This window comes from Prosthecomicrobium sp. N25, assembly GCF_037203705.1.
Taxonomy (GTDB): Bacteria; Pseudomonadota; Alphaproteobacteria; order Rhizobiales; family Ancalomicrobiaceae; genus Prosthecodimorpha.
In genome coordinates, this window is sequence record NZ_JBBCAT010000001.1 from 2,379,374 (window position 1) to 2,402,516 (window position 23,143).

24 protein-coding genes are annotated in these 23,143 nt (G+C 69.2%); 12 read left to right on the forward strand and 12 right to left on the reverse strand.

All coding sequences use genetic code 11. The features are described from left to right. The first annotated feature begins 25 nt into the window (after positions 1 to 25). The 3 genes from WBG79_RS10805 (at position 26) to clpA (ending at position 3,458) form a co-directional block, all read left to right on the forward strand. The gene (locus WBG79_RS10805; protein WP_337357111.1) at positions 26 to 349 is read left to right on the forward strand and encodes a phasin family protein; all 324 of its coding nucleotides are present in this window, start codon (positions 26 to 28) and stop codon (positions 347 to 349) included. Between the two features lie 351 nt (positions 350 to 700). Next, positions 701 to 1,030 (forward strand): ATP-dependent Clp protease adapter ClpS, encoded by a 330-nt coding sequence (gene clpS / locus WBG79_RS10810; protein WP_337357112.1) that lies wholly within the window; start codon positions 701 to 703, stop codon positions 1,028 to 1,030. Between the two features lie 10 nt (positions 1,031 to 1,040). After that, positions 1,041 to 3,458 carry an ATP-dependent Clp protease ATP-binding subunit ClpA gene (clpA, locus tag WBG79_RS10815; RefSeq protein WP_337357113.1) on the forward strand — a complete coding sequence of 806 codons (2,418 nt, stop codon included), beginning with the start codon at positions 1,041 to 1,043 and terminating at the stop codon, positions 3,456 to 3,458. 219 nt (positions 3,459 to 3,677) lie between these two features. Here the strand turns inward: clpA and WBG79_RS10820 are convergent, their stop codons facing one another. From WBG79_RS10820 to WBG79_RS10830, 3 genes are all read right to left on the reverse strand, one after another. After that, entirely contained in the window at positions 3,678 to 6,368 is a 2,691-nt protein-coding gene (locus WBG79_RS10820; protein WP_337357114.1) for a hypothetical protein, read from the reverse strand. 75 nt (positions 6,369 to 6,443) lie between these two features. Beyond that, entirely contained in the window at positions 6,444 to 7,352 is a 909-nt protein-coding gene (locus WBG79_RS10825) for a hypothetical protein (RefSeq protein WP_337357115.1), read from the reverse strand. Between the two features lie 86 nt (positions 7,353 to 7,438). Then, positions 7,439 to 8,698, reverse strand: a complete 1,260-nt coding sequence (locus tag WBG79_RS10830) for an MFS transporter (protein ID WP_337357116.1) — start codon at positions 8,696 to 8,698, stop codon at positions 7,439 to 7,441. 205 nt (positions 8,699 to 8,903) lie between these two features. Between WBG79_RS10830 and WBG79_RS10835 the strand changes: the two genes are divergently transcribed. Next, the gene (locus WBG79_RS10835) at positions 8,904 to 9,314 is read left to right on the forward strand and encodes a VOC family protein (protein WP_337357117.1); all 411 of its coding nucleotides are present in this window, start codon (positions 8,904 to 8,906) and stop codon (positions 9,312 to 9,314) included. On the opposite strand, the gene WBG79_RS10840 is transcribed toward WBG79_RS10835, so the two are convergent. Beyond that, positions 9,304 to 9,906, reverse strand: coding sequence for a hypothetical protein (locus WBG79_RS10840; protein WP_337357118.1), 603 nt, complete (start codon positions 9,904 to 9,906; stop codon positions 9,304 to 9,306). The genes WBG79_RS10835 and WBG79_RS10840 overlap by 11 nt on opposite strands. A 187-nt stretch (positions 9,907 to 10,093) precedes the next feature. On the opposite strand from WBG79_RS10840, the gene WBG79_RS10845 reads away from it, so the two are divergent. From WBG79_RS10845 to WBG79_RS10860, 4 genes are read left to right on the forward strand one after another with little or no spacing between them, the layout of a single operon-like run. Next, entirely contained in the window at positions 10,094 to 10,858 is a 765-nt protein-coding gene (locus tag WBG79_RS10845) for an AzlC family ABC transporter permease (protein ID WP_337357119.1), read from the forward strand. Further along, entirely contained in the window at positions 10,855 to 11,253 is a 399-nt protein-coding gene (locus tag WBG79_RS10850) for an AzlD domain-containing protein (RefSeq protein WP_337357120.1), read from the forward strand. The genes WBG79_RS10845 and WBG79_RS10850 overlap by 4 nt, the downstream gene beginning before the upstream one ends. A 51-nt stretch (positions 11,254 to 11,304) precedes the next feature. After that, a complete protein-coding gene (locus WBG79_RS10855; protein ID WP_337357121.1) occupies positions 11,305 to 12,108 on the forward strand; it encodes an AzlC family ABC transporter permease in 804 nt (267 codons plus the stop codon). After that, on the forward strand, positions 12,105 to 12,455 hold the full coding sequence (locus tag WBG79_RS10860) for an AzlD domain-containing protein (RefSeq protein ID WP_337357122.1): 351 nt from the start codon (positions 12,105 to 12,107) through the stop codon (positions 12,453 to 12,455). The genes WBG79_RS10855 and WBG79_RS10860 overlap by 4 nt, the downstream gene beginning before the upstream one ends. Positions 12,456 to 12,458: 3 nt before the next feature. On the opposite strand, the gene WBG79_RS10865 is transcribed toward WBG79_RS10860, so the two are convergent. From WBG79_RS10865 to WBG79_RS10885, 5 genes are all read right to left on the reverse strand, one after another. Beyond that, the gene (locus tag WBG79_RS10865) at positions 12,459 to 12,881 is read right to left on the reverse strand and encodes an HIT family protein (protein ID WP_337357123.1); all 423 of its coding nucleotides are present in this window, start codon (positions 12,879 to 12,881) and stop codon (positions 12,459 to 12,461) included. Between the two features lie 86 nt (positions 12,882 to 12,967). Continuing rightward, positions 12,968 to 14,194: a GNAT family N-acetyltransferase gene (locus WBG79_RS10870; protein ID WP_337357124.1), complete on the reverse strand. Its 1,227-nt coding sequence runs from the start codon at positions 14,192 to 14,194 to the stop codon at positions 12,968 to 12,970. Between the two features lie 186 nt (positions 14,195 to 14,380). Continuing rightward, positions 14,381 to 14,695 (reverse strand): hypothetical protein, encoded by a 315-nt coding sequence (locus WBG79_RS10875; protein WP_337357125.1) that lies wholly within the window; start codon positions 14,693 to 14,695, stop codon positions 14,381 to 14,383. Positions 14,696 to 14,875: 180 nt separating this feature from the next. Next, on the reverse strand, positions 14,876 to 15,640 hold the full coding sequence (locus WBG79_RS10880) for a glycerophosphodiester phosphodiesterase family protein (RefSeq protein ID WP_337357126.1): 765 nt from the start codon (positions 15,638 to 15,640) through the stop codon (positions 14,876 to 14,878). Between the two features lie 12 nt (positions 15,641 to 15,652). After that, entirely contained in the window at positions 15,653 to 16,114 is a 462-nt protein-coding gene (locus WBG79_RS10885) for a RidA family protein (RefSeq protein ID WP_337357127.1), read from the reverse strand. A 223-nt stretch (positions 16,115 to 16,337) separates the two neighbouring features. On the opposite strand from WBG79_RS10885, the gene WBG79_RS10890 reads away from it, so the two are divergent. Then, on the forward strand, positions 16,338 to 17,192 hold the full coding sequence (locus WBG79_RS10890; protein ID WP_337357128.1) for a cell envelope integrity EipB family protein: 855 nt from the start codon (positions 16,338 to 16,340) through the stop codon (positions 17,190 to 17,192). Positions 17,193 to 17,207: 15 nt separating this feature from the next. On the opposite strand, the gene WBG79_RS10895 is transcribed toward WBG79_RS10890, so the two are convergent. From WBG79_RS10895 to WBG79_RS10905, 3 genes are all read right to left on the reverse strand, one after another. Continuing rightward, entirely contained in the window at positions 17,208 to 18,506 is a 1,299-nt protein-coding gene (locus WBG79_RS10895; protein WP_337357129.1) for a DNA polymerase IV, read from the reverse strand. 70 nt (positions 18,507 to 18,576) lie between these two features. After that, positions 18,577 to 19,236, reverse strand: coding sequence for a hypothetical protein (locus WBG79_RS10900; RefSeq protein ID WP_337357130.1), 660 nt, complete (start codon positions 19,234 to 19,236; stop codon positions 18,577 to 18,579). After that, positions 19,233 to 19,517: a DUF3572 domain-containing protein gene (locus WBG79_RS10905; RefSeq protein WP_337357131.1), complete on the reverse strand. Its 285-nt coding sequence runs from the start codon at positions 19,515 to 19,517 to the stop codon at positions 19,233 to 19,235. Before WBG79_RS10905 ends, WBG79_RS10900 begins: the two co-directional genes overlap by 4 nt. Before the next feature lie 115 nt (positions 19,518 to 19,632). Between WBG79_RS10905 and WBG79_RS10910 the strand changes: the two genes are divergently transcribed. The 3 genes from WBG79_RS10910 (at position 19,633) to WBG79_RS10920 (ending at position 22,962) form a co-directional block, all read left to right on the forward strand. Then, entirely contained in the window at positions 19,633 to 20,004 is a 372-nt protein-coding gene (locus WBG79_RS10910) for a response regulator (protein WP_337357132.1), read from the forward strand. A gap of 57 nt (positions 20,005 to 20,061) precedes the next feature. Continuing rightward, positions 20,062 to 21,435: a PleD family two-component system response regulator gene (locus tag WBG79_RS10915; protein WP_337357133.1), complete on the forward strand. Its 1,374-nt coding sequence runs from the start codon at positions 20,062 to 20,064 to the stop codon at positions 21,433 to 21,435. A gap of 444 nt (positions 21,436 to 21,879) precedes the next feature. Then, on the forward strand, positions 21,880 to 22,962 hold the full coding sequence (locus WBG79_RS10920) for an alkene reductase (RefSeq protein WP_337357134.1): 1,083 nt from the start codon (positions 21,880 to 21,882) through the stop codon (positions 22,960 to 22,962). Positions 22,963 to 23,143: the final 181 nt, after the last annotated feature.

Consider the following 23,143-nt stretch of genomic DNA (forward strand, 5'->3'; position numbering starts at 1 on the left):
CGGGCAGTTGAAGAAGGGATCTGAGATGCTCGAGGAAATGCAGAAGGCCACCAAGGAGAACATGGACAACGCCATGAAGTCGATCGGCGTCGTGTCCAAGGGCGTCCAGGCCATCGCGGTCGAGGTGGCGGACTACTCCAAGAAGTCCTTCGAGCAGAGCTCGGCCACCGTCGAGAAGCTCTTCGGCGCCAAGACCCTCGACAAGGCGATCGAGGTCCAGTCGGACTTCGTCAAGTCCGCCTACGAGGGCTATGTCGCGCAGATGACCAAGGTCGGCGAGATGTACGTCGATCTCGCGAAGGAAGTCTACAAGCCCTACGAGGGCGTGTTCGGCAAATTCGCGAAGTGACCCTTTCCAGCCTCCCAGGCTGACCTCCTGAAGCCCGGCTCCGGCCGGGCTTTTTTATTGCCCGCCGGCGGCCCTTCGCCGCGCCCCGGGCCGGGCGGGACCGGACCGCCAGCCCCGCGCCGCGGGCGGCAGCCGCGCGCCGGCTATTCCTCACCTTTGCGAGATGCCGCGTTGCCCTCGCCCGAAACTCACTTACAATGAAACCGACGCATGCCCATATGTGTTCGGGACAAGGGACCGGAGAACCGGGACCACCGGACACGGGCCCCAGCGGCAGTGCCGGTTCAATCGAGTGAGAATCCGGATCAGCCGGACGGGTGCGGACGATGAAGGACGCGAGTCGGGCCTGACATGAGCAAGGACAATCGGCGACCTGGAGAACAGGATCCCGGAACGGTCGTGGTCACCAAGACACGGCCGAAAACCAAACGCCCCAACATGTACCGCGTTCTTCTGCTGAACGACGACTACACGCCGATGGAGTTCGTCGTCCACGTCCTGGAACGCTTCTTCAACAAGGGCCGCGAAGAGGCGACCCGCATCATGCTTCACGTGCACCACCATGGCGTGGGCGAATGCGGTGTGTACACCTACGAGGTGGCGGAGACCAAGGTGACGCAGGTCATGGACTTCGCCCGCCAGCACCAGCATCCTCTGCAATGCGTCATGGAAAAGAAGTGAGGTCCTCCCAGTGCCATCCTTCTCCCGCAGCCTCGAGAAGGCGCTCCACCAGGCGCTGCACTATGCCAACGAGCGCCGGCAGGAATACGCCACGCTCGAGCATCTGCTGCTTGCGCTTCTCGACGACCAGGACGCCGCCGCCGTCATGCGCGCCTGCAACGTCGACCTGGAACTCCTGAGGCGCAATCTCGTCGAGTACATCGACACCGAACTCGACAATCTGGTCGGCGACGGGGAGGACGACTCCAAGCCCACCGCCGGCTTCCAACGCGTGATCCAGCGCGCCGTCATCCATGTCCAGTCCTCGGGCCGCGAGGAGGTGACGGGTGCGAACGTACTCGTCGCGATTTTCGCGGAACGGGAAAGCCATGCCGCGTATTTCCTGCAAGAGCAGGACATGACCCGCTACGACGCGGTCAACTACATCAGCCACGGTATCGCGAAGCGCGTGGGGCTCGCGGAGAGCCGCCCGGTGAGAGGAGCCGACGACGAAATGTCGGGAGGCGAGAACGGCGAAAGCCCGAAGAAGAAGACCGACGCGCTCGAGGCGTATTGCGTCAACCTCAACGACAAGGCGCGGAAGGGGAAGATCGATCCCCTGATCGGACGCGAGTCCGAGATCGCCAGGACCATCCAGGTCCTGTGCCGCCGCGCCAAGAACAACCCGCTCTACGTCGGTGACCCCGGCGTCGGCAAGACCGCCATCGCGGAGGGGCTCGCCCGCCGGATCGTGAACGGCGAGGTGCCCGACGTCCTGAAGGGCTCCACCGTCTTCGCCCTCGACATGGGCGCGCTCCTCGCCGGCACCCGCTACCGCGGCGACTTCGAGGAGCGGCTGAAGCAGGTCGTCAAGGAAATCGAGGAATACCCCAAGGCGATCATGTTCATCGACGAGATCCACACCGTCATCGGTGCCGGAGCCACGTCGGGCGGCGCCATGGACGCCTCGAACCTCCTCAAGCCGGCCCTCGCCGGCGGCACGATCCGCTGCATCGGCTCGACCACCTACAAGGAATACCGCCAGTTCTTCGAGAAGGACCGGGCCCTCGTCCGGCGCTTCCAGAAGATCGACGTGAACGAGCCGACGATCCCCGACGCGATCGAGATCCTGAAGGGGCTGAAGCCCTACTTCGAGGAGCATCACCGCGTCCGCTACACCAACGATGCCGTGAAGGCCGCGGTGGAACTCTCGGCCCGCTACATCAACGACCGCAAGCTGCCCGACAAGGCGATCGACGTGATCGACGAGTCCGGCGCCGCGCAGATGCTGGTGCCCGAATCGAAGCGCCGGAAGATCATCGGCGTGCGCGAGGTCGAGGAGACCATCGCCACCATGGCCCGCATCCCGCCGAAGTCCGTCTCCAAGGACGACGCGGAGGTCCTGCAGCATCTCGAGCAGAACCTGAAGCGAGTGGTCTACGGTCAGGACAAGGCGATCGACGCCCTCTCGGCGGCCATCAAGCTCGCCCGCGCCGGCCTGCGCGAGCCCGAGAAGCCGATCGGCTCCTACCTCTTCGCCGGCCCCACGGGCGTCGGCAAGACGGAGGTCGCCCGCCAGCTCGCCAAGCTGCTCGGCGTGGAGCTCCTGCGCTTCGACATGTCGGAGTACATGGAGCGCCACACGGTGAGCCGCCTGATCGGCGCGCCCCCCGGCTATGTCGGCTTCGACCAGGGCGGCCTCCTGACCGACGGCATCGACCAGCATCCGCACAGCGTGCTGCTGCTGGACGAGATCGAGAAGGCGCATCCGGACCTGTTCAACATCCTGTTGCAGGTCATGGACCACGGCAAGCTGACCGACCACAACGGCAAGCAGGTCGACTTCAGGAACGTCATCCTGATCATGACCACCAATGCCGGTGCGGCCGACCTCGCCAAGGCGCCGATCGGCTTCAACCGCACCAAGCGGGAGGGCGACGACACGGAAGCCATAAACCGGCTCTTCACGCCGGAGTTCAGGAACCGCCTCGACGCGATCGTGAGCTTCCAGCACCTACCGATGGATGTCGTCCATCAGGTCGTGTCGAAGTTCGTGATGCAGCTCGAGGGCCAGCTCGCGGACCGCAACGTGACCTTCGAGCTCGACGACGCGGCCGTGAAGTGGCTCGCCGAGAAGGGCTACGACAACCAGATGGGCGCGCGCCCGCTCGGCCGCATCATCCAGGAGCACATCAAGAAGCCGCTGGCCGACGAGGTGCTCTTCGGCAAGCTGCGCAAGGGTGGCGTCGTCAAGGTGAGCGTGACGCAGAAGGACGGGGTTGCCGAGCTGAAGCTCGAGTCGATCCCGGCCGAGGCCGCCGCCCCCGCCGAGCCGAAGCCCGAGCCCGAGGTCAAGGCCAAGAAGCCGCCGCGCGCCAAGGCCAGGAAGCCCTCCGTGCCGGCCCCGGCCCGTTCCAAGAGCCTGGTGCCGAAGGTGCCGTTGGGCTGAGGTTGGGCCGCGGGAATGACATGAGAAACGGCCGCCGAGCTTTGGCTCGGCGGCCGTTTCTCATTGCGGTTGATGGACGGCGGTCGGCTCTGCCCCCGTGAACCGGATCGTCGGTCGCGCCCGCCGACCGCTCGCGCGTTCAGGAGCTGCTCTGGTCGTCCCGGAGACCACGGAGAATGGCTTCGGTCCGCCCGTGCCGACGCCGCCCTCCTTACCGGCCTATTGCATGAACTGGGGTTCGCGCATTTGGAGTTCGTGACTGGCGTTCGCCCCGGTCAGTGTGCAGGCGGTGCCGCTCGCCCTGTCCGGTGCGCGTTTGGACTCGATCTTCCCGAGCACGCGTGCGATCGCCGTGTTGGGTGCGACGGTCGAAGACCCGTCGCAGGGCGTGTCTTCGGCCCCTCCCGACCCGTCGGCCACGGGCCAGCCCTCCGCGCAGAGCTGAAGGTCGATGTAGCCCTGCACGAGCGAGGACAGCCACCACGACATGGAGAGTTCCTCCACCCGGTATCTCCCCTTCTCGAGGGGACACCGGACCATGGACGGTCCCAGCTTAGGAGCCGTCCTTACCCGTTCGGCGACACCGGCGAAGACGAAGCGGTCTTGCCCGATCGACGCCATGACGGCCTGCTTGGCAGCCTCCACGTGGCCTGAGCGGCTGCTGTCGAGCGTGAGCAGCGAAGAAGCGACGGCACTGTACGGGCTCCAGAAACTCGGAACGAAAGGTTGGAGGATTCCGGTGCGCCCAGGGAGCCGAAACCATGCGTCGCTGCCCATGGAACGAGGCGGCAACGCGATCGGGGCGTTACCGATATGGAGGACGACGGGCTCGACCCCCTCCTTCTGAAGAGCCAGAATGATGGGCAGTAGTGAAGTCAGCCCGCTATTGTCGAAATACCCGCCGTCCACGAACTTCTCGACGATCTTTTCCGTTTTCACGGAGCGGATCACCCCCTCGGCGGAGAGGACCGGGAACCTTGCGCTCGCCACGATGGCGGTCGAGATGCGAATGTCCGGTACCTTGTCCTTGTTGTTCGCATCATCGAGCGTGCCGTCCCTCGGGAAGCCGGACGACATGGGCTCCAGGTTGTAGGCGGCCCTGAGTTCGAAGAAGTCCAGCGCGGTCGGAAAGGCCTCGTCGAACGGTGAGGGGGACCCGGCGGTGGCGACTGGCCGAGTCAGTTGGAGATCGGAGAACAGGATCGGCCGCCCGCTCCCCACAGCCGTCGCGTTGAGCGTCAGAAGGGGAGTCCAGAGGGGCCGTCCGTCTCCCTCGGGCGGGCGTGCCGACGTCGGCCGTCCGGCATACCCGAATGGCCGATCGAGGCCGCATGGCGCGTTCGTGTCCGGTTTGCACGCGACCTTCGCGAAGTGCCTCTCCATCGCCGTCTCCAGCAGCGCGGATCGGTCTTCGAGTCTTACGCCCACATTCGCTAAGCCGCCCAGCCACCAGTCGCGCATCGCGAGTCCGGTGACGGCCGGGGTCAGATAGTCGCCGGATACGAGCTTCTGGAGGCATTCCCGCCAGGAGCTTCGCTCGGCGCTCTTCGATCCTTGCTTGTACCACGGTGCGCGCGGTGTGTTTGTTTCGACACCGCAGGGTGGCGTCATGTCCGTAGGCGCGGCCGTCAGGGCGGCCCGTAACGTCGCCACCCCGAACGCCCCCCCTGACACGCCCGACATGAGGAACAGGCGCCTAAGGACCTCGGGATGCCGCGATCCCTGATCCACCGCACTCTCGTCGATGAGGGCTCCCATCACCGTGGCGACCTGGAAGGCCGCCCGCGACGCTCCGCCGTCCGCCGCGACCAGCAGGGCTTTGCAGTGCGCATGGTACCGACCCGGCCCCGGAGCAGGGCCCTTGGGGCACCCGTTGGCGTCCTTCCACGTGGCGATGGCGTCCGCAACCGTGATTTGCCGCTCGGCGCGACTCGATTTGCCGTCCAGGGACCTGGCGTCGTGAAATCTCGTGTCGGCGACCGCCCAGGACCACAGCAAAAAGCCGAGCAGGATGGTGATCCCGGCACGCAAAGGCAGTCCGTAGCTCTTGCCGGAAACCGATCCGCGCAGGATCCACCTGGCACCCTCGCCGGACCTCGGCAGCTCGGGTCTTCCGGACGCCAGCCATCGGATGGCCTCGTAGGGGGCAACCCACGCTCCGCAAAGGATCGGCAGCAGGGAAAGGCGGCTGAAGCTCTCGGCGAAGGCGAACGGCCAGAAAGCAGCAAAAATGATCAGGACGACGCTTGCGAACCAATACAGATTGAGGATCGCGCGGAGGGTCCAAGTGCTCGAGACTTTATTCACCAGGGGCCGGCGACTTGTGACATAGATCACGTATGCGACCAAGACTGCGGATGTGCAGGCCACGAACGCACAGAGCTGCCTTCTGGCGTCGAGGAGGACCTCAGTCGTGGCCGGTGGTATCCAGTATTTGGCCGGGAAGGTCCCGAGCGTCCGGCACTCCACCCAGCCGGCGAAGACAAGGATCAGAATCGTGAGGAGCCCGAGGTCTCGTGCGATCCAAAGCCGTAGCGCCGTGACGTCGTAGAGCGGCTGGGGATCGCCGAGGATGCCGCGCGGAGGCCGGTTCACCGCCGTCACCGCATCCATCCGCAGGCGCGCACTCAGATGCACCGGTGCCGCCCAGAAGAGCGCGGTCAATACTCCGAAGGCGACCCAGTCGGTCCAGGCCAGATCTCCGTCGTAGATGAGGTCTCGCCCCTGTGCCAGGTTCACGATGGCGAGTCCGATCCCGACTGAGACGATGCTCGGCAGGCAATGACCCAGGTGCACCCTCAGGATCTCGGCCGCCAGGATTGGGTGGCAACTCGTGAAGACCAGTCCGCGCCAGTGCGCGCGCAAGAGCGTAATGAGCCCGCTGCCAGCCCACAGAAGAAAATTCTTCATGGAAACCGTCGATGAACAAAATGAAGAAGCACAACCGAAGATTACGATCGGCTCTGCGCCTCTGTCAACGACGGCTCACTCCGTCACCCAATCCCGGTTGAACCGCCTGAGCGCCAGCGCGAAGCCCAGGGCCGTTAGGCCTCCGACGAGGACGCTGAGGGGGTTCGCGCCGAGCTTTTCGAACCACTGGGTGTAGAAGTGGATGGCGCCGAACACCGCGACGAGGTTCACCACCCAGCGGCGGTGGTTGAGGTAGCCCCAGGCGCCCAGCCCGAGCAGGCCGAGCGCCCAGGCGATCGCGAAGCCGGCCGCCGGGATGCGCCCCGCGACCCCGAGGCCGTCGCCCCACAGCGATCCGATCCAGAAGCCGAAGTTGACCATGAACAACGCCGTACGCGCCGCGATCAGGCCGAGCCGCTCGTAGGCGGCCGGAACGGCCCGTGAGGCGAGATAGCTCCCGAGAGCCACCACCGAGAAGAGCACGATCGTGACGGTCGGCTCCTCGATGCCCAGGAAGTAGGTCGCATGCTCGTAGCCGGTCCGCGCGCCGAAGGCGGAGGAGAGGGCGAGCACCGCGAGCGCCACCAGGAGCCCGCTCCGGGCCAGCACGCCGAGCACCGCGAACGCCACCGTGATGCCGAGGAAGGCGGACGGGGCCGCCTCGGTCAGGATCACGACCCCGCCGCCGAGCACGAGCGCGCCGACGAGCGTGCACATGCCGGCCAGCACCCCCCAGGCCTTCGCGCCGGAAAGCGTCACCCCGAGACCGAGAGCCAGGAGGGCACCGCCGACCACGACCCCCGTGGTCGCGTCCGGCACCAGCGCGATGATGCCGGCCGCCACGGCGATGACCCCGAAGCCGACCAGGATGTTGAAGACGAGCGAGCCGGTCGCCACCGTGCCGAGCGCGGCGAGGCGGTCATGCTCCTCGCGGCTGATCTTGCCGTCGGCGAGGAGACGCGTGAGGTCCAGCGTGACGATCATGGATGCACGGAATCCGGTTTTTCGGGTCCCCGGATCAATGCGCCGCTTCCGTTTCCGCAGGATTGCGTGCCGTCGGGGCGCCGGCGTCACGCCGCCGGTTTCGGCTCCGGCGCGACCGGATGGGCCCCCGGCCCGTAGCCGATGAGATTGAGGTTGACGAGCAGCGGCATCCGCCACGCGACCGCCCCGACGACCAGGATGGTGAGGACGCCGCCTGCCCACACCGCCCGCGCCGGCCCCAGCAGGCTCGCCGCCAGGCCGCTCTCCACCGCCCCGAGCTCGTTCGACGAGCCGACGAAAACCATGCGCACTGCCGCGATCCGGCTCCTCAGGTGTTCGGGCGAGGCGAGCCGCAGGATCGCCTGCCGGATCACCATGCTCATGCCGTCGCACACGCCCGCCGCGAAGAGGGCGGCGAGCGACAGGACGAAGCTGGTCGACAGCCCGAACACGATCATGCTGACGCCGAACCCGGCGACCACGCCGTGCAGCGCCAGGCCGGCCCGCTCCTTCGGCATCGCACGGGTCGCGAAGAGCGCCGCCGCCAGCGCTCCCGCGGCGGTCGCCGCGCGCAGGAAGCCGAGGCCCGCCGGGCCGACCTGCAGGATGTCGGTCGCGAAGACCGGCAGCAGCGCCGCCGCCCCGCCGAAGAAGACGGCGAAGAGGTCGAGCGCCATCGAACCGACGAGCACCTGGTTGCGGAACACGTAGGTGATGCCCTCCCGGATGCGCGCGAAGGGGCTCGACCCGTCGCCGCGCGCATAGACCGGCTTCTCGCCGATGCCGAATACGAAGGCGCAGAAGCTGGTTGCGAACAGCGCCGCCAGGATCCCGTAGGTGACGACCGGCCCGGCCGCGGCCCAGACGAAGCCCATCACCACGGGCCCCATCATGTCGGCGACGCGAACCGATAGGGCGAGGGCGGGAACCCCCCGGAACACCTGGTCGGCCGGCAGCACCTGCGCCTCGAGGCCGACGGCGGCCGGATGCTGGAAGGCCCGGAACGAGGCGGACAGCAAGGCCGAGGCGAGCAGCACGGCCATCAATCCCTTGTCGCCGGCCGACGCCGCGGCCAGCAGTGCCGCGAGCGCGGCGAGGAGGAGAGTGGTCACCTTGAGGATGCCGCGCCGGCTGACCCGGTCGGCGATGTCGCCGGCGAAGAGCAGCAGCGTCAGCGCCGGAACCACCTCGACGGCGCCGAGCAGCGCCAGGTCGAGCGGCTCGCCGCGCAGCGTGTAGACCTGGAACCCGAGCAGCACCGTCATCGCCGACGCGGAGAAGCGGTCGACCGACTGGCCGATGGCGAAGGCGATGAACTCGCGGTTGGTCCAGAGACTGGCGGTCATGAAGATCCTCGGGGCCGCCCGGCCTCGGGTTGCAGGGGCTCCACCAAGTGCCCCGCCGCTCGCCCGCCGTCCAGCCCCTCCGGCGCGCAACCGCCCTGCGGGGATCGGGAACCCGCCCGCCTCCGCGTCCCGCCTCGGCGGTTCCGGATGGAGGGTCGGGTCGGAATGATCCATGATGGTGCAGATTCTGAACCCGAGGTGCCCCATGCTCGACCATGTCGGCTTTCCCGTCTCCGACTTCGCCCGCTCGCGCGCCTTCTACGAGGCGGTCCTGAAGCCGCTCGGCTTCGGGGTCGTCATGGAGGTGACCGCCGCGGAGACGGGCGGGGAGGAGCATTGCGGGTTCGGGCGGGACTTCAAGCCGTCCTTCTGGATCGGAACCGGAACTCCCCTGTCCGGCCGCCTGCACGTCGCCTTCCAGGCGGCCGACCATGCGGCCGTCGACGCCTTCTACCAGGCCGCCATGTCGCTGCTCGCGCCCGACAACGGACCGCCGGGCTACCGTCCGCACTATCACCCCAACTACTACGCCGCCTTCGTGCTCGATCCCGACGGCCACAACATCGAGGCGGTCTGCCACGCCCCGGTCGGCGCCGCGCCCGGCCTCACGGCCTGAACAGCGTCGTCCAGTCGCCGAGGTCGTCCGGGGCGAGCGACAGGATGGTGCGGGAGCCGGCCGTGGCCCCGCACAGGGCGTCGATGGCGAAGGGCAGGAAGCGGTCCTTGCCCGATTTCGTCTCCTCCGCCTCGACGGCCTGCTCCTTCTCCGGCGTGCTCACGTCGAGTGCGACGGTCGCGATCCGCTCGATGGCCGCGCGCTTGCCCTCGGCGGTCTCGCACTCGACGAAGGCTTCCGCCACCCCGCGCAGGAGCGCCTCGCCGGCCTCCGGCGTGCAGCCCTCCCGCGGCACGGACGGACGTCCGAGCTCGATCATGATGACGTCCCGCCCCGCCTCGTCCAGGTAGAGGTTCAGCGCGTAGCAGGCCTCGGCGGCATGGCAGCTCTCCGCCACGGCCCCGGCTTCGACCTTCTCGTTGGCGAAGCAGGTGAGCTCCGGCCGGTGGCCGGGAAAAACCGAATCGGCGAACGCCAGGACGGCGATCGGCGGCGGCGCGAGCTTCGGCTCCTCGGCCTGGGCCGGAGAGGCGAGCAGGGCGCCGGCCGCCGCGATGGCGGGCAGGCGGGTCCGGCGCGGCACTGCTGGCATGGTGGTCCTCCCCCGTCGCGCCGCCGGGGTCGGGGCGGCGCGGCTGCCCGTTCCGGGAGGATGGCGGCAGGCCGCCGCGCCGGCAAGGGTCCATTGCGGGCGAGGGCGTTGCCTCGCGCGAGGCTTGTGGCCTAAACCGGGCGGCACGGCCGGCATCCGCGGCCGGACAGCGGGAGCCGCCGGGTCGATGGACGGACGGGAAGACCAGGACGACGTCCCGGGGCACCGCTGGTTCTTCCGCGGCATGCGCCAGATCGTCTCGATCCCGGCGACGATCCTGATGGCCGCCTTCGTGGGCTTCGCCGGCCTCGCCCGCGAGAGCGGCGTCGGGCTCTGGGAGGCGATCCTGCTCGCGGGCGGCATCTGGGCGCTGCCCTCCGCGGTGGTGCTGGTCGGCGCGGTGCAGACCAACGCCTCCCTGGCTGCCACCTTCATCGCCGTCAGCCTCTCCTCCTTCCGCCTCATGCCCATGACGGTCGCGCTCGTGCCCGTGATGCGCAACGAGCGGACCGGGCGGCTCACCCTCCTGTTCCTCTCCCATTTCGTCGCCGTCACCGCCTGGGTGTTCGGCATGACGCGCCTGCCGGACCTGCCGCGCTCCGCCCGGACCGCCTATTTCGCCGGCTTCGCCATCACGCTCGCCTGCGCCGCGATGGCGACCACGGCCGTTTCCCACGTCGCCGCCGCCCGGCTGCCGGTCGTCCTCGCCGCCGCCCTGACGCTGCTCACGCCGCTCTATTTCCTGGTCTCGCTCTGGGGCGCCGCGCGGGTGTCGACCGACCGGCTGGCCCTGCTGACGGGCGTAGCGGTCTGGCCGGTCTTCCACTGGCTCGAACCGGAGTTCGAGCTGATCTGGACGGGGCTCGCCGGAGGCACCCTGGCCTATGGGGCCGGCCGGTTGGCCGCCGCCCGACAGGCGCGCCGGCGCACCGCGGAGGAGGCCTCCGCATGAGCCTGCCCGACAATCCGCTGACCTGGACCTACCACTCCCTCGACACCTGGTGGTGGCCGACGGTCTTCATCCTTCTCGCCGGCTTCGTGCCGAACGACCTCTGGCGTGCCCTCGGCGTCGTCTTCGCCGGCCGCCTGCGCGAAGATTCGGAGATATTCGCCTACGTGAAGGCGGTGGCGACCGCCATCGTCGCCGGCGTCGTCGCCCAGCTCGTCTTCTTTCCCTCCGGCAGCCTCGCGCTCTCGCCGCTCTGGCTGCGCCTCCTCGCCGTCGCGTCGGGCTTCGCGGCCTTCAAGCTCGCGCGCAACCGGGTGCTTGTCGGCGTGCTGGCCGGCGAGGCGGTTCTGATCCTCCTGTGGGTCCTCGTCGTCGGCGTGCCCGACCGTCCAGTTTGACGGGGGCGTGCGTCGGGCTAGTGTCGGGGTCCGAGCGGAGCGGAGAAGGACATGATCTGGCGCCGCCGCGACCCCACGCCACCGGTCTTCCCCGACGAGGAGCCGACCGTCGTCGTCCGCCCGCCCGCCCCGCCGCCGACGGCCCTCGCCTGGCTCACCCGCGGGGCGCTCGCCGCGGTCGACGCGAGCACGGTCGTGCCGGTGCTGAACTATCTCGCCTTCGGCACGCTCGCCCGGGAGGTGGGCCTCGGCCTGCCTGAGACCGTCCTCGTCGCCGCCGGGGTATGGTGGGTCTCGGGCCAGGTGGTCCTGGCGACCGCCATCCAGCACAACATGATGCTCGCGCCCACGGCGCTCTCGGTCTTCCTCGCCGGCATCCCGCTGATGCCGATGGTCCTCTCGGTTCTGCCGCTATTCGGCGGCCGGGCGCGGCGGCTCTGGCTGTCGATCCCGCTCGCCCAGACGGTCGCGAGCGTGCCATGGGCCACGGCCCAGCGGCGATTGCCGGCGCTGCCCGAGGCTGCCCGGCCGGTCTATTTCGCGGGCTACGCGGCCGCCTTCATGGGTGCCTGCGTGGCCGCCGCGATCCTCGCCCACCTGCTCGCCGCCGGCCTGCCGGGACCGGTGCGCGCGCTGCTCGTCTTCGTGCTGCCCATGCACCTGCTCTTCGCCGCGCTCGGCTCCGCGCGCGACGCGACGGCCTGGATCGCCATCGTCCTGGGCCTGGTGCTCGGGCCGGCGCTCCGCCCGTGGCTTGCGGACTTCACGCTGATGGGGGTCGGCCTCGGCGCGGGCACGCTCGCCTTCTTCGCCGTCCGCCTGTGGCGCCGACTCTTCCCGCGGGTGGTGCCGTGACGGCGGTCCTGGGCGACGCGGCCGAGGTCGGCCCCTTGCTGTTCGTGCTCGTCGCCGGCATCGGGGCGACCCTGACATGGCGGCTCGCCGCCGTGCTGGTCGGCGCGCGCCTGGACGCGGCCCACCCGGTCTTCGAGTGGGCCCGGGCGGTGGCGGGCGCCATCGTCGCCGCGCAGGCCGCGATCCTCGTCGTCGACCCCATGGGGGCGGTCGCCGGCCTCACCCTGACTCTGCGGCTGTCGGCCGTTACGGCCGGCTTCCTCGCCTATCACTTCACCGGCCGGAACGTCCTGCTCGGCGTCGCGGTCGGCGATGCCGTCGTGCTGCTGGCGCTCGTGGCGGGCTGAGTCTCAGAGCCGGGCGCGGATCATCTCCGCATGCGCGGCGAGGATCTCCTTGTCGGCGTAGGGGCGGGGAAGGGGTCGGACGCGCTCGCCCATCTGCCGCGGCATGACGTGGAAATGCAGGTGGAACACCTCCTGTCCCCCCGCCGCCTCGTTGAACTGCTGGATCGTCACCCCGTCCGCCTTGAAGGCCTCCCGGGCGGCGCGCGCGAGCCGCTGGACGGTCAGGATCACCGCCGCGAGGTCTTCCGCCGGACAGTCCAGCACGTTGCGCACCCGCGCCTTCGGGATGACCAGGGCGTGGCCGTCCACCGCCGGCATGATGTCCATGAAGGCGAAGGTCCGCTCGTCCTCGTAGAGCTTGTGGCAGGGGATCTCGCCCCTCAGGATCCGGGCGAAAACATTGGCATCGTCATAGGCTTCGGACATGGGCCGCTCCGCGTCGTGGCTCGATCGTGGAGTAGACGCCGATGCGGCCCCGGGTCAAGCCGCCCGCGCGGATCGGTGCCGGGCCGTTAGAAGCCCGCCTCCTCGTCCGGCGCGTCCGCGCCATGCCGATAGGGGGCGTGGGCCGCCAGCGCGTCGTGGATCATGGCGACCTCCCGCCGCTCCTGCGCGAGATAGCGCTCGACCGCCGTGCGGAAGCCGGGATCGACGATGTAGTGGGCGGAGTGCGTGGTAGTCGGCACGTAGCCGCGGGCAAGCTTGTGCTCGCCCTGGGCGCCCGCCTCGACCCGCTTCAGGCCGCTCCGGATGGCGAAGTCGATGGCCTGGTAGTAGCAGACCTCGAAGTGCAGGAAGGGTTGCTCCTCCAGCGCGCCCCAGTAGCGCCCATAGAGCGCGTCCGAGCCGATGAAGTTGAGGGCCCCGGCGATCGGCCGCCCGTGCCGCTTGGCGAACACGAGCAGGATCCGTTCCGGCATCCGGCTGCCCACCAGCGAGAAGAACGGCCGGGTCAGGTATGGCCGCCCCCACTTGCGGCCGCCCGTGTCCATGTAGAAGGCGAAAAAGGCGTCCCAGTCCGCCTCGCGGATGTCCGCGCCCGTGCGCCACTCGACCTCCACGCCGTCCAGGAGCGCGTCCCGCCGCTCGCGGCGGACCTGCTTGCGCTTGCGGCTCTGGAACGTGTCGAGGAAATCGTCGAAGTCGCGGTAGCCCCGGTTCGGCCAATGGAACTGCTGGTCGGTGCGCGCAAGCCAGTTCCGGTCCGCGAAGGCGGTCACGTCCGGTGCGGTCAGGAAGGTCGCATGGACGGAGGAATGACGCCCTTCGCGCGCCAGTGCCGCCAGGCCGTCCGCCAGGATCGCGCGGGTCGCCGGCGCGTCCGGGCCCGGCGCCACCAGAAGCCGGCGGCCCGTCGCGGGCGTGAAGGGGACGGAGACCTGCAGCTTCGGATAGTAGCGCCCGCCCGCCCGCTCGTAGGCATGGGCCCATCCGTGGTCGAAGACGTATTCGCCCTGCGAGTGGGTCTTGGCGTAGCAGGGAACGAGGCCCCGCGGCTGCCCGTCGGGCCCGTCGAGCACGAGATGCCGCGCCGCCCACCCGGTCTTGGCCGTGGCCGAGCCGGACTCCTCCAGGGACCACAGAAAGTCGTGGCTCACGAAGGGGTTGTAGGCGGTTTCCTCGTCTTCCGTCTCAACCGCGCTGGGGGCCGGGTTGGCGATCCGGTCCCAGGCCTCCCGCTCGATGTCCGAGAGGGAGGAGAGAACGCGCAACACGGCGGAGGAAGAGCGGGGGGGCATCGGTCGGTCCGGTGGAATGCCACCAAGATAGGCCTGCCGCGCGCCGCGGCAATCCCGCTCCTCGCGGGGCGGCGCTGCGTCGCGCCCGCGCGGCCCGACGCAAACGAAGCCGGGCCCGGCTTGTGACCGGGCCCGGCATTCCGAGAGGGGGTTCGGGGGGCGATAGAACCCGCCTCACAGCGGAATTCAGTAGCAGACGCGCTCCTTGTAGTAGGCGCCGTGGTGACGGACCCAGACCTTCCGGCAGCCCGGGCCGTAATAGGCCGGCGCGTAGTAGCCGTAGGGCCGGTAGTAGTAGGGGTGATAGTAGGCTCCGGCCGCGACCGCGGTTCCCACGATGGCGCCGCCCACGAGGCCGGCCACAAAGGCGCCTCCGCGGGCTTCGGCCTGGGTCGTGGTGGCGACCGAGGCGGTGGCGAGGGTGGCGGCCGTCACGGCGGCGGCGAGGAACTTGGATGCGATCGTCATGGCTCTGTCCTTGGCGGTGGCGAGGAGGCTCATTTCCCCGTCCTTCGATGAAGCCACACTAGCCTCCGTCCGATTGACCGGACCCGAATGCCCCGTTCAGAAACCGTTCATGTCCCGGCCCGCCGATCACGAGCCCGTGATCGCACGCACGCGGCGAAGCCGGCCAGCGGCCCCGCACCGCCGGCCGTCCGTCGACCTGCCGCGAGCGCCCGGTCAGGCCGGTACGTCGGCGTCGAAGCCCTCGAAGGTGATCTGGTCGGTCTCCCGCGCCGCCTTGGCACGCTGCTCCGCCGTGCGCACCGTCCAGCAGATGAGCGGCCGGCCGAACACCTTGCGCAGCAGGGTCGGCCCGGGCGCCGGCAGATGGCGGATGGCGTAGGAGACGAAGTGGGGCCGCGTGCGCGGCGCATGGAGGATGTGGCGGAGGGCGAAGCGCTCGAGCGCCCCGAGGTCGCCGTAGTGGTCCGGATCCGTGGCGTCGTCGGCGACGATGCCGCGCACGAAGCCCGGCGCGAGCCGCCCGAGCGCGGCGACCATCTCCGGGTCGAACGACATGCACGCGAAGGGGCCGGCATAGCCCTTCAGGACCTCGACGGCGCGGGCGACCAGCCTGAGGTCGGCCGGCCGCCGGAACTCGCTCTTGATCTCGATGACGAGCGGCACGCGGCCCGCCACGAGGTCCAGCATCTGCCGGAGCGTCGGGATGCGTTCATCCGGCGCCGCCTTGAAGGCGACCGCCTGGACGGCCGCGAGCGGCAGGGCGTCGACCCGCCCGGAGCCGGTCGTCAGCCGGTCGAGCGTGAAGTCGTGGAACACCACTGCCTCGCCGTCGGCGGTGAGCTGCAGGTCGCACTCGATGGCGAAGTCGCGGTCGATCGCGGCCCGGAAGGCCGACAGGGTGTTCTCCACCCGTCCGGCTCCGATGTCGTGGTAGCCGCGATGGGCGATCGGCCGGCGCGTCAGGAACGCGAGGTCCATCGCGGCCTCCTCTCAGGCGATCTCGAAGATGGCTTCGACCTCGACCGCCGCGCCGAAGGGCAGGGCGGAGACGCCGACGGCGGAGCGCGAATGCCGGCCCTTGTCGCCGAGCACCTCGACGATGAAGTCCGACGCTCCGTTGACCACCTTGGGCTGGTCGCCGAAGCCCGGCGCCGAGCTGACGAAGCCGGTCAGCTTCACGCAGCGGACGATGCGGTCGAGGTCGCCGGTGTGCGCGCGCACCTGGGCGAGGATGTTGATGGCGCAGAGCCGCGCGGCCGCCTGGCCGGCTTCGATCTCGGTTCCCGCACCGAGCTGTCCGGTGTGCTCCAGGCCGTTCGCCCCCATCGGGAGCTGGCCGGAGATGAAGAGCAGGTTGCCCGTCTGCACGGCCGGGACATAGTTGGCGGCGGGCTTGGCCGGGTTCGGCAGGCTCACGCCGAGATCGGCGAGACGCTTCTCGATCGCGCTCATGGGGGGTCTCCTCCGGGACGGGTCGTCATGGGTTCCTTGGCCGAAAACCGCGGGCTTGGCAACGGGTGCCTTCGCGTCGCCGAAGGAGTCGCCAGATCGCGCGAAACCGGGTAGGCATTCCGCTCGGCCATCCGATGCGTCGCGGCCCCGGACGCGGCGTCGTGCCTTCGCCGGAATTCGGGCCTAGGGATTCGAGCCCAGAAGACGAGAACGAGGAAACCGCATGCGCCGTGTCATCGCATCCGCCGCCGTCGGCCTGGCCGCCCTGGCGCTCGCGACCGGATCCCGGGCCGCCGAGGCGCCGTCGGCGACGGTCGCCGGCCTGAAACCGCACCGGGCCGTCTACGAGCTGACGCTCGCCTCGCGGACGGACAAGTCCGAGATCGGCAACGTGACCGGCCGCCTCGTCTATGAATTCGTCGGCTCCGCCTGCGACGGCTTCACCACCCAGTTCCGGCTGGTCACCCGGCTGGAGAACACCGACGGACGGGCGAGGATCTCCGACATGCGCACCTCCTCCTTCGAGGACGCGGCCGGCAAGACCTTCGACTTCCTGAGCCAGAATTTCCTCGAGCAGCAGATGACGGACGAATCGAAGGGCACCGCCCAGCGCTCGGACGCCGGCATCGTCGCCAAGGTCACGCGGCCGGTCGACCGAACCGTCAACCTGCCGCCCGACGCGAATTTCCCCACCCAGCACATGACGCGCCTTATCGACGCCGCCAAGGAGGGCCGCAGCGTCGCCCAGGTGAAGCTCTACGACGGCTCGGAGGGGGGCGAGCGGCTCTACGACACCACCGCCATCATCGGCAAGGTGGTCGAGGGCGCTGACGACGTCGGCGACGAGAAGGCGGCCGACAAGCCCGGGCTCGCGGCTGCGCGCCGGTGGCCCATGACGGTCTCCTACTTCGACCCGGCCAAGCGCGAGCGCGGCGAGGACACGCCGGAGTATCAGCTCTCCTTCCTGCTCTACGAGAACGGCATCAGCCGCCGCCTGAAGCTCGACTACGGCGACTTCGCGCTGAGCGGCAAGATGAGCGAACTGGACCTGATCGACCAGCCGTCCTCCTGCCATTGACCGTCCCCGGGCGGCCTAGCGCCGCCGGTCCGCCCCGAACACCAGCCCGAGCTTGACGGCGTCGCGGCCGAACTTCTCGCGCACACGGTCCATCGCCTTCTCGGCCTCCGCGCGCCGTGCCGCGCCCGGATCGACCAGGTCCCCGGGGTCGCAGCGTTCCGCGGCGACCAGGTCCGACACGCCGATGCCGATCAGCCTGAAGCGCCGCCCGTCGCACTCCCGCGCCAGCAGCGCCTGCCCGGCCCGGAAGATGCGGTCGGCGAGCTGGGTCGGGTCCGGCAGCTTCCGGTTCCGCGTGATCGTCCGGAAGTCCTGGGTCTTCATCTTGAGGACGACCGTCGTGCCGCCGATGCCGGCCGCCTTCAGCCTGCGCGAGACCTTCTCGGCCAGCACCCGCAGGATCGGCTCCAGCGCTTCCCGCTCGGCGATGTCGGTATCGAAGGTCGTCTCCGCCGAGACGCTCTTCGCCTCGCGGTCGGGGCTGACCGCCCGGTCGTCCTCGCCGCGCGACAGGCGCGCCAGGCGCTGCCCCATCGAGCCGTAGCGCCGCATCAGGTCGATCTCCGCTATGCCCTGGAGCTGGCCGATGCTGCGGATGCCGTCCTTCTCCAGGGTCGCGGCGAGGGCCTGGCCCACCCCCCAGATCGCGGTGACCGGCCGCGCCGCCAGGAAGGCGAGCGTCTCCCTCCGCCCGATCACCGAGAAGCCGCGGGGCTTCTCCAGGTCGGAGGCCATCTTGGCCAGGAACTTGTTGGGCGCGAGCCCGACCGAGACCGAGATCCCCACCTCCCGCTCCACGCGGCGGGCGAAGCGGGCGAGCGTCAGCGCCGGCGAGGCGTGGTGGAGCCGCTCCGTGCCCGAGAGGTCCAGGAACGCCTCGTCGATCGACAGCGGCTCCACGAGCGGCGTGAGCTCCAGCATCATCTGCCGCACCTCTCGGCCGACCCGGGCATATTTCTCCATGTTCGGCTTGACCACGACGGCCCCGGGGCAGGCCTTCAGCGCCTTGAACATCGGCATGGCCGACTTCACGCCGTGGATGCGCGCGAGGTAGCAGGCCGTCGACACCACCCCGCGCTTGCCCCCGCCGATGATGACCGGCACGTCCCGGAGCGACGGGTCGTCCCGCTTTTCGATCGCCGCGTAGAAGGCGTCGCAGTCCACATGCGCGATGGAGAGGTCGGCGAGTTCCGGGTGGTCGAGGATCCGCGGGCTGCCGCAGGCCGCACAGCGGAAAGCCCCCGGCCGCACGGGCGCGAGGCAGTCCCGGCAGAAGCCGGTCGCCGCCGGGGTGAGGTCGCCGCCGCCCGCCATGCCGTCTGTTCGCGTTTCGTGCCTGGGGCGCGAGCCTAGCCGCGGCGCCCGGCCTTGGCAACGGCTTCGCCTACCCGATGGTCCGGCGGACGTAGTCCTCCACCTCGGTCCAGCGGTTCGTCCGGAGGTTCATGCCCGGCACCTCCCGGGCGAGAGCGAAGAAGCGCGGGTCGGCGACGAACTGAATGACGTGCGCCTCCGGCAGGGCCTCGCGCACGGAGGTGAGGTTGGTCGGCGAATCGTCGAGGAAGAAGACCGGCCCCGAGGCCCGCGCGGCGAGGCTCCGCATGGCCGGCCCCTTCGGCCCGTCATTCGTCAGCACAGGGTAGGGCAGGCCGCGGGCGGCCAGCGAGACGCGCCGGGTCTCCCGGTGACGGTGCGGCGCGTTCGTCAGCAGCACCACGTCCGCGATCACGCCGAGCCGGCCGAGCACCTCGACGGCGTCCTCGACCACCTCCTGGTGGGCGATTTCCTCCTCGAAGAATCCGAGAAGCAGCCGTCGCACGTCGTCCTGCGCCGCCGCGAGGCTCGTGCCCGCGTGCTTGATGTTGCCCGTCAGCCCGTACGAATGGGCGTCGAGCCGGTAGCCGGAGCGCTCCAGGTAGCGCTCGAGATGCCGGACGAAGTAGACCGCGACCTCGTCCACGTCCGAGACGACCAGCGGCCGCCCGCCGATCGGCAGGGCCTCGATGGCCTCCAGGATATCGATCGCGTGCGGGTCGAGCGTCATTCGCCCCGCTCCCCAGCCAACCGATGGTGCGCGATGGCGACGAGCGTCGGCCGCAGCCGGAGCGCCTCGGTGAATTCCAGGAGGACGGCCTCGTCGCCCATCAGGAAGGCGAGCACGGCGGCCAGGAACCGGGGATCGGACGCCGCGGCCCGGATCGTCTCCGGCCCGAGCCCGGTCTCCGCCAGGAATCGTCCCAGATGCTCAGGCCGCCCGGCCAGGAAGCCGAGCGCTGAAACCGCGATCTTTTCGGCGTCGTCGGCGGACAGGGATTCGCGGGCCATGCGCTCTTCCATTATTTGCGAGATGGAAACGAGTTAGCATTACAATGCCGGCCAGCGTCGTGGGAGATCCTTTCCCGTGAGCCGGACCGATCCGGGTAGCGAAGAGGCAGTCCGCATGGGGAAGACCGTCCTGATCGTCGAGGACAACGAGCTCAACATGAAGCTCTTCAACGACCTCCTCGAGGCGCACGGCTACAAGACGCTCCAGACCCGCAACGGTCTCGACGCCATGGAGATCGCGCGCGCCCACAAGCCCGACCTCATCCTGATGGACATTCAGCTGCCCGAGGTCTCGGGCCTGGAGGTCACCAAATGGCTGAAGGAGGACGACGAGCTCCGGTCCATCCCGGTCATCGCCGTCACCGCCTTCGCGATGAAGGGCGACGAGGAGCGGATCCGGCAGGGCGGCTGCGAGGCCTACATCTCGAAGCCGATCTCCGTCGCCAAGTTTTTGGAAACCGTTCGGTCGTATCTTGGCGATGCGTAACGTCCCGTACCGGCACCCCGGCCGCCCGACGCGCGCATCCCTCTCCCGGAGCCTCCAATGACCGCCCGCGTCCTGGTCGTCGACGACATCCTCGCCAACGTGAAACTGTTGGAGGCGAGGCTGACGGCGGAGTATTTCGAGGTCATGTCGGCCATGAGCGGCCTGGAGGCCCTCACGATCTGCGAGCAGGCCCAGCCCGACATCGTGCTCCTCGACGTGATGATGCCGGGGATGGACGGCTTCGAGGTCTGCCGGCGCCTGCGGGCCAATCCGACCACCGCCCACATTCCCGTCATCATGGTCACAGCGCTCGACCAGGTCGCCGACCGGGTCAAGGGGCTGGAGGCCGGCGCCGACGACTTCCTGACCAAGCCGGTCTCCGACATCGCGCTCGTCACGCGCGTGAAGAGCCTCACCCGGCTCAAGATGCTGACCGATGAACTGCGCATGCGTTCGGCGACCGGCCGCGAGCTCGGCTTCGAGAACGAGGTCGACATCGACCAGATCGTCGGGACCCGGAAGGGCCGCATCCTGATCGTCGACGACCGCCGCTCCACCTACGAGCGCCTGCAGTCGATGCTGGCGACCGCTCACGAGGTCCTCGTCGAGACCGACCCGCAGGAGGCGCTGATCAAGGCGGCGGAGGGCAACTTCGAGCTGATCATGATCAGCCTCGGCATGGCCGGCTACGACCCGCTGCGGCTCTGTTCCCAGCTCCGCTCCCTCGACCGCACCCGCATGATGCCGATCCTCCTCGTGGTCGATCCGGAGGACCAGGCCCGGCTGATGCGCGCCCTCGACATCGGCGTGAACGACTACCTCGTCCGTCCCGTGGACCGGCAGGAGATGTTCGCCCGCGTCCGCACCCAGATCCGCCGCAAGCGCTTCACCGACCATCTGCGCGACAACGTCCAGCAGACGATCGAGATGGCGGTCACCGACGCCCTGACCGGCCTCCACAACCGGCGCTACATGATGAGCCACCTGTCGACCCTGGTCGACCAGTCGCACGACCGCTCCAAGCCGCTCTCCCTGCTCATCCTCGACATCGATTTCTTCAAGTCGATCAACGATACGCACGGCCACGACGCGGGTGACGAGGTGCTCCGCGAATTCGCCGACCGCATCCGTGCGAACGTGCGCGGCATCGATCTCTGCTGCCGCTACGGCGGCGAGGAGTTCGTCATCGTCATGCCGGATACCGACATGGCGCTCGCCTTCGTGGTCGCCGAGCGCCTGCGCCAGCGCGTCGCCGGGGAGCCCTTCGCCATCTCGGGCGGCCGCTCGAGCCTGGACGTGACCATCTCGATCGGCATCGGCTCCCTCGAGAGCCGCGACGACAACCCCGACACCCTCCTGAAGCGCGCCGACCTGGCGCTCTACCGGGCCAAGAAGTCGGGCCGCAACCGCGTCGTGGCCGACGCCGCTTGACAAGATTGCGATATCCTTCAGGACGTTAACTTTAACGATTTACTTACCAACTCGATCGCAATCGAGAGAGCCCGGTATCTCGTTGATTCTGCGCCCGGGGAATGCAAGAAACACAATCAGTTGGTTCGGCGGGAACGGAAAGAAGAGCCCCGATCTTCTGACCGGAAGCGCCTTACAAACCCTGTGGACCGGGCCGCCGCAACATCCTTGGTCTACAGGCGGCCGGCCGTTGTGCGATCGAGTGGCCTCCTCGTAAGGATCGTGCAACGGTCGGCCAAACCTTCTTCCCTTTCTGATCCTTCGCATGCCTGCCACGCGCTCGAGGCCTAGCTGGGCCCTTGCCGTGGCTTTCGGCGCTGCCCACGTCTCCGAGGCCGGCGCGGCCCGAGCGGCCCGCCCGTCGATCCTCTCGACCCCATCCCCGACAGACGGAAAACAACACCCATGGCCGCCGAAGCGCTCTTTACGCCCGCAAAGTTCGGAAGTATCGAACTAAAGAACCGGATAGTCCTCGCTCCGCTCACCCGCAACCGGGCCCGTCCGGGCACGCTGCCCTCCGCCTGGGCTGCCGAGTACTACGCCCAGCGCGCCGGGGGCGGCCTCGTGATCACCGAGGCGACCCAGGTCTCCGACGACGCGCAGGGCTATCCGGACACGCCCGGCATCCACACCGACGAGCAGGTCGCCGCCTGGCGGGCCGTCACCGACGCGGTCCACGCAGCCGGCGGCCGCATCGTCGTCCAGCTCTGGCATGTGGGACGCATCTCCCACTCCCTGTTCCGGCCCGACGGCCTGCCCCCGCTCGCTCCCTCGGCTGTCGCCCCGAAGGGCAGCGTCTATGCCCCCGGCTGGCAGAAGCGCGACTACGAGACGCCGCGCGCCCTCGAGGCGGCCGAGATCGTCCGCATCATCGGCGATTTCCGCAAGGCAGCCGCCAATGCACGGCGCGCCGGCTTCGACGGCGTCGAGGTGCATGCCGCCAATGGCTACCTGATCGACCAGTTCCTGCGCGACGGCTCCAACAAGCGCACGGACGCGTACGGCGGTCCCATCGCCAACCGCCTGCGCTTCATGAAGGAGGCCGTCGAGGCGGCGATCGCCGGCTGGGGTTCGGCCGACGGCGTCGGGGTCCGACTGTCGCCCCACAACCCCTACAACGACATGGCCGACTCGGATCCGGCGGCGCTCTTCGTCGCGGCCGCCGCGGCGCTGCGCCCCTACGGCCTCGCCTATCTGCATGTGATCGAGCCGGTCGGGACCGAGCCCGCGCTCGCCCCGGCCATGAAGGCCGCCTCCGGCCTGCCGGTGATCCTGAACGGCGGCTTCGACGCGTCGAGCGGCGCGGCGGCCGTGGCGGGCGGTGTCGCCGACGCCATCGCGTACGGCAAGCTCTTCCTTGCCAACCCCGACCTGCCGGAGCGCTTCCGGCGCGGCGCCCCGCTGAACGAGCCCGACCCGGCGACCTTCTACGGCGGCACCGAGAAGGGCTACGTGGATTACCCGGCGCTGGAGGCCTCGCCGGCCTGACCCTGGCCTTCGGTGCGATACCGGACAGGAACGGTCCCCGGGACGGGACGTTTTCTGATCTGCCGACCTTATTTCAGTTTCGATTGAGACCCCCCTCCCCAAAGCGGCCCGAGACCCGCCTGCCCGCGGACTCTCGGGCCGCTTCACGTTCGCGGGTCAGCCGGCTCATGGGGGCCGCGGC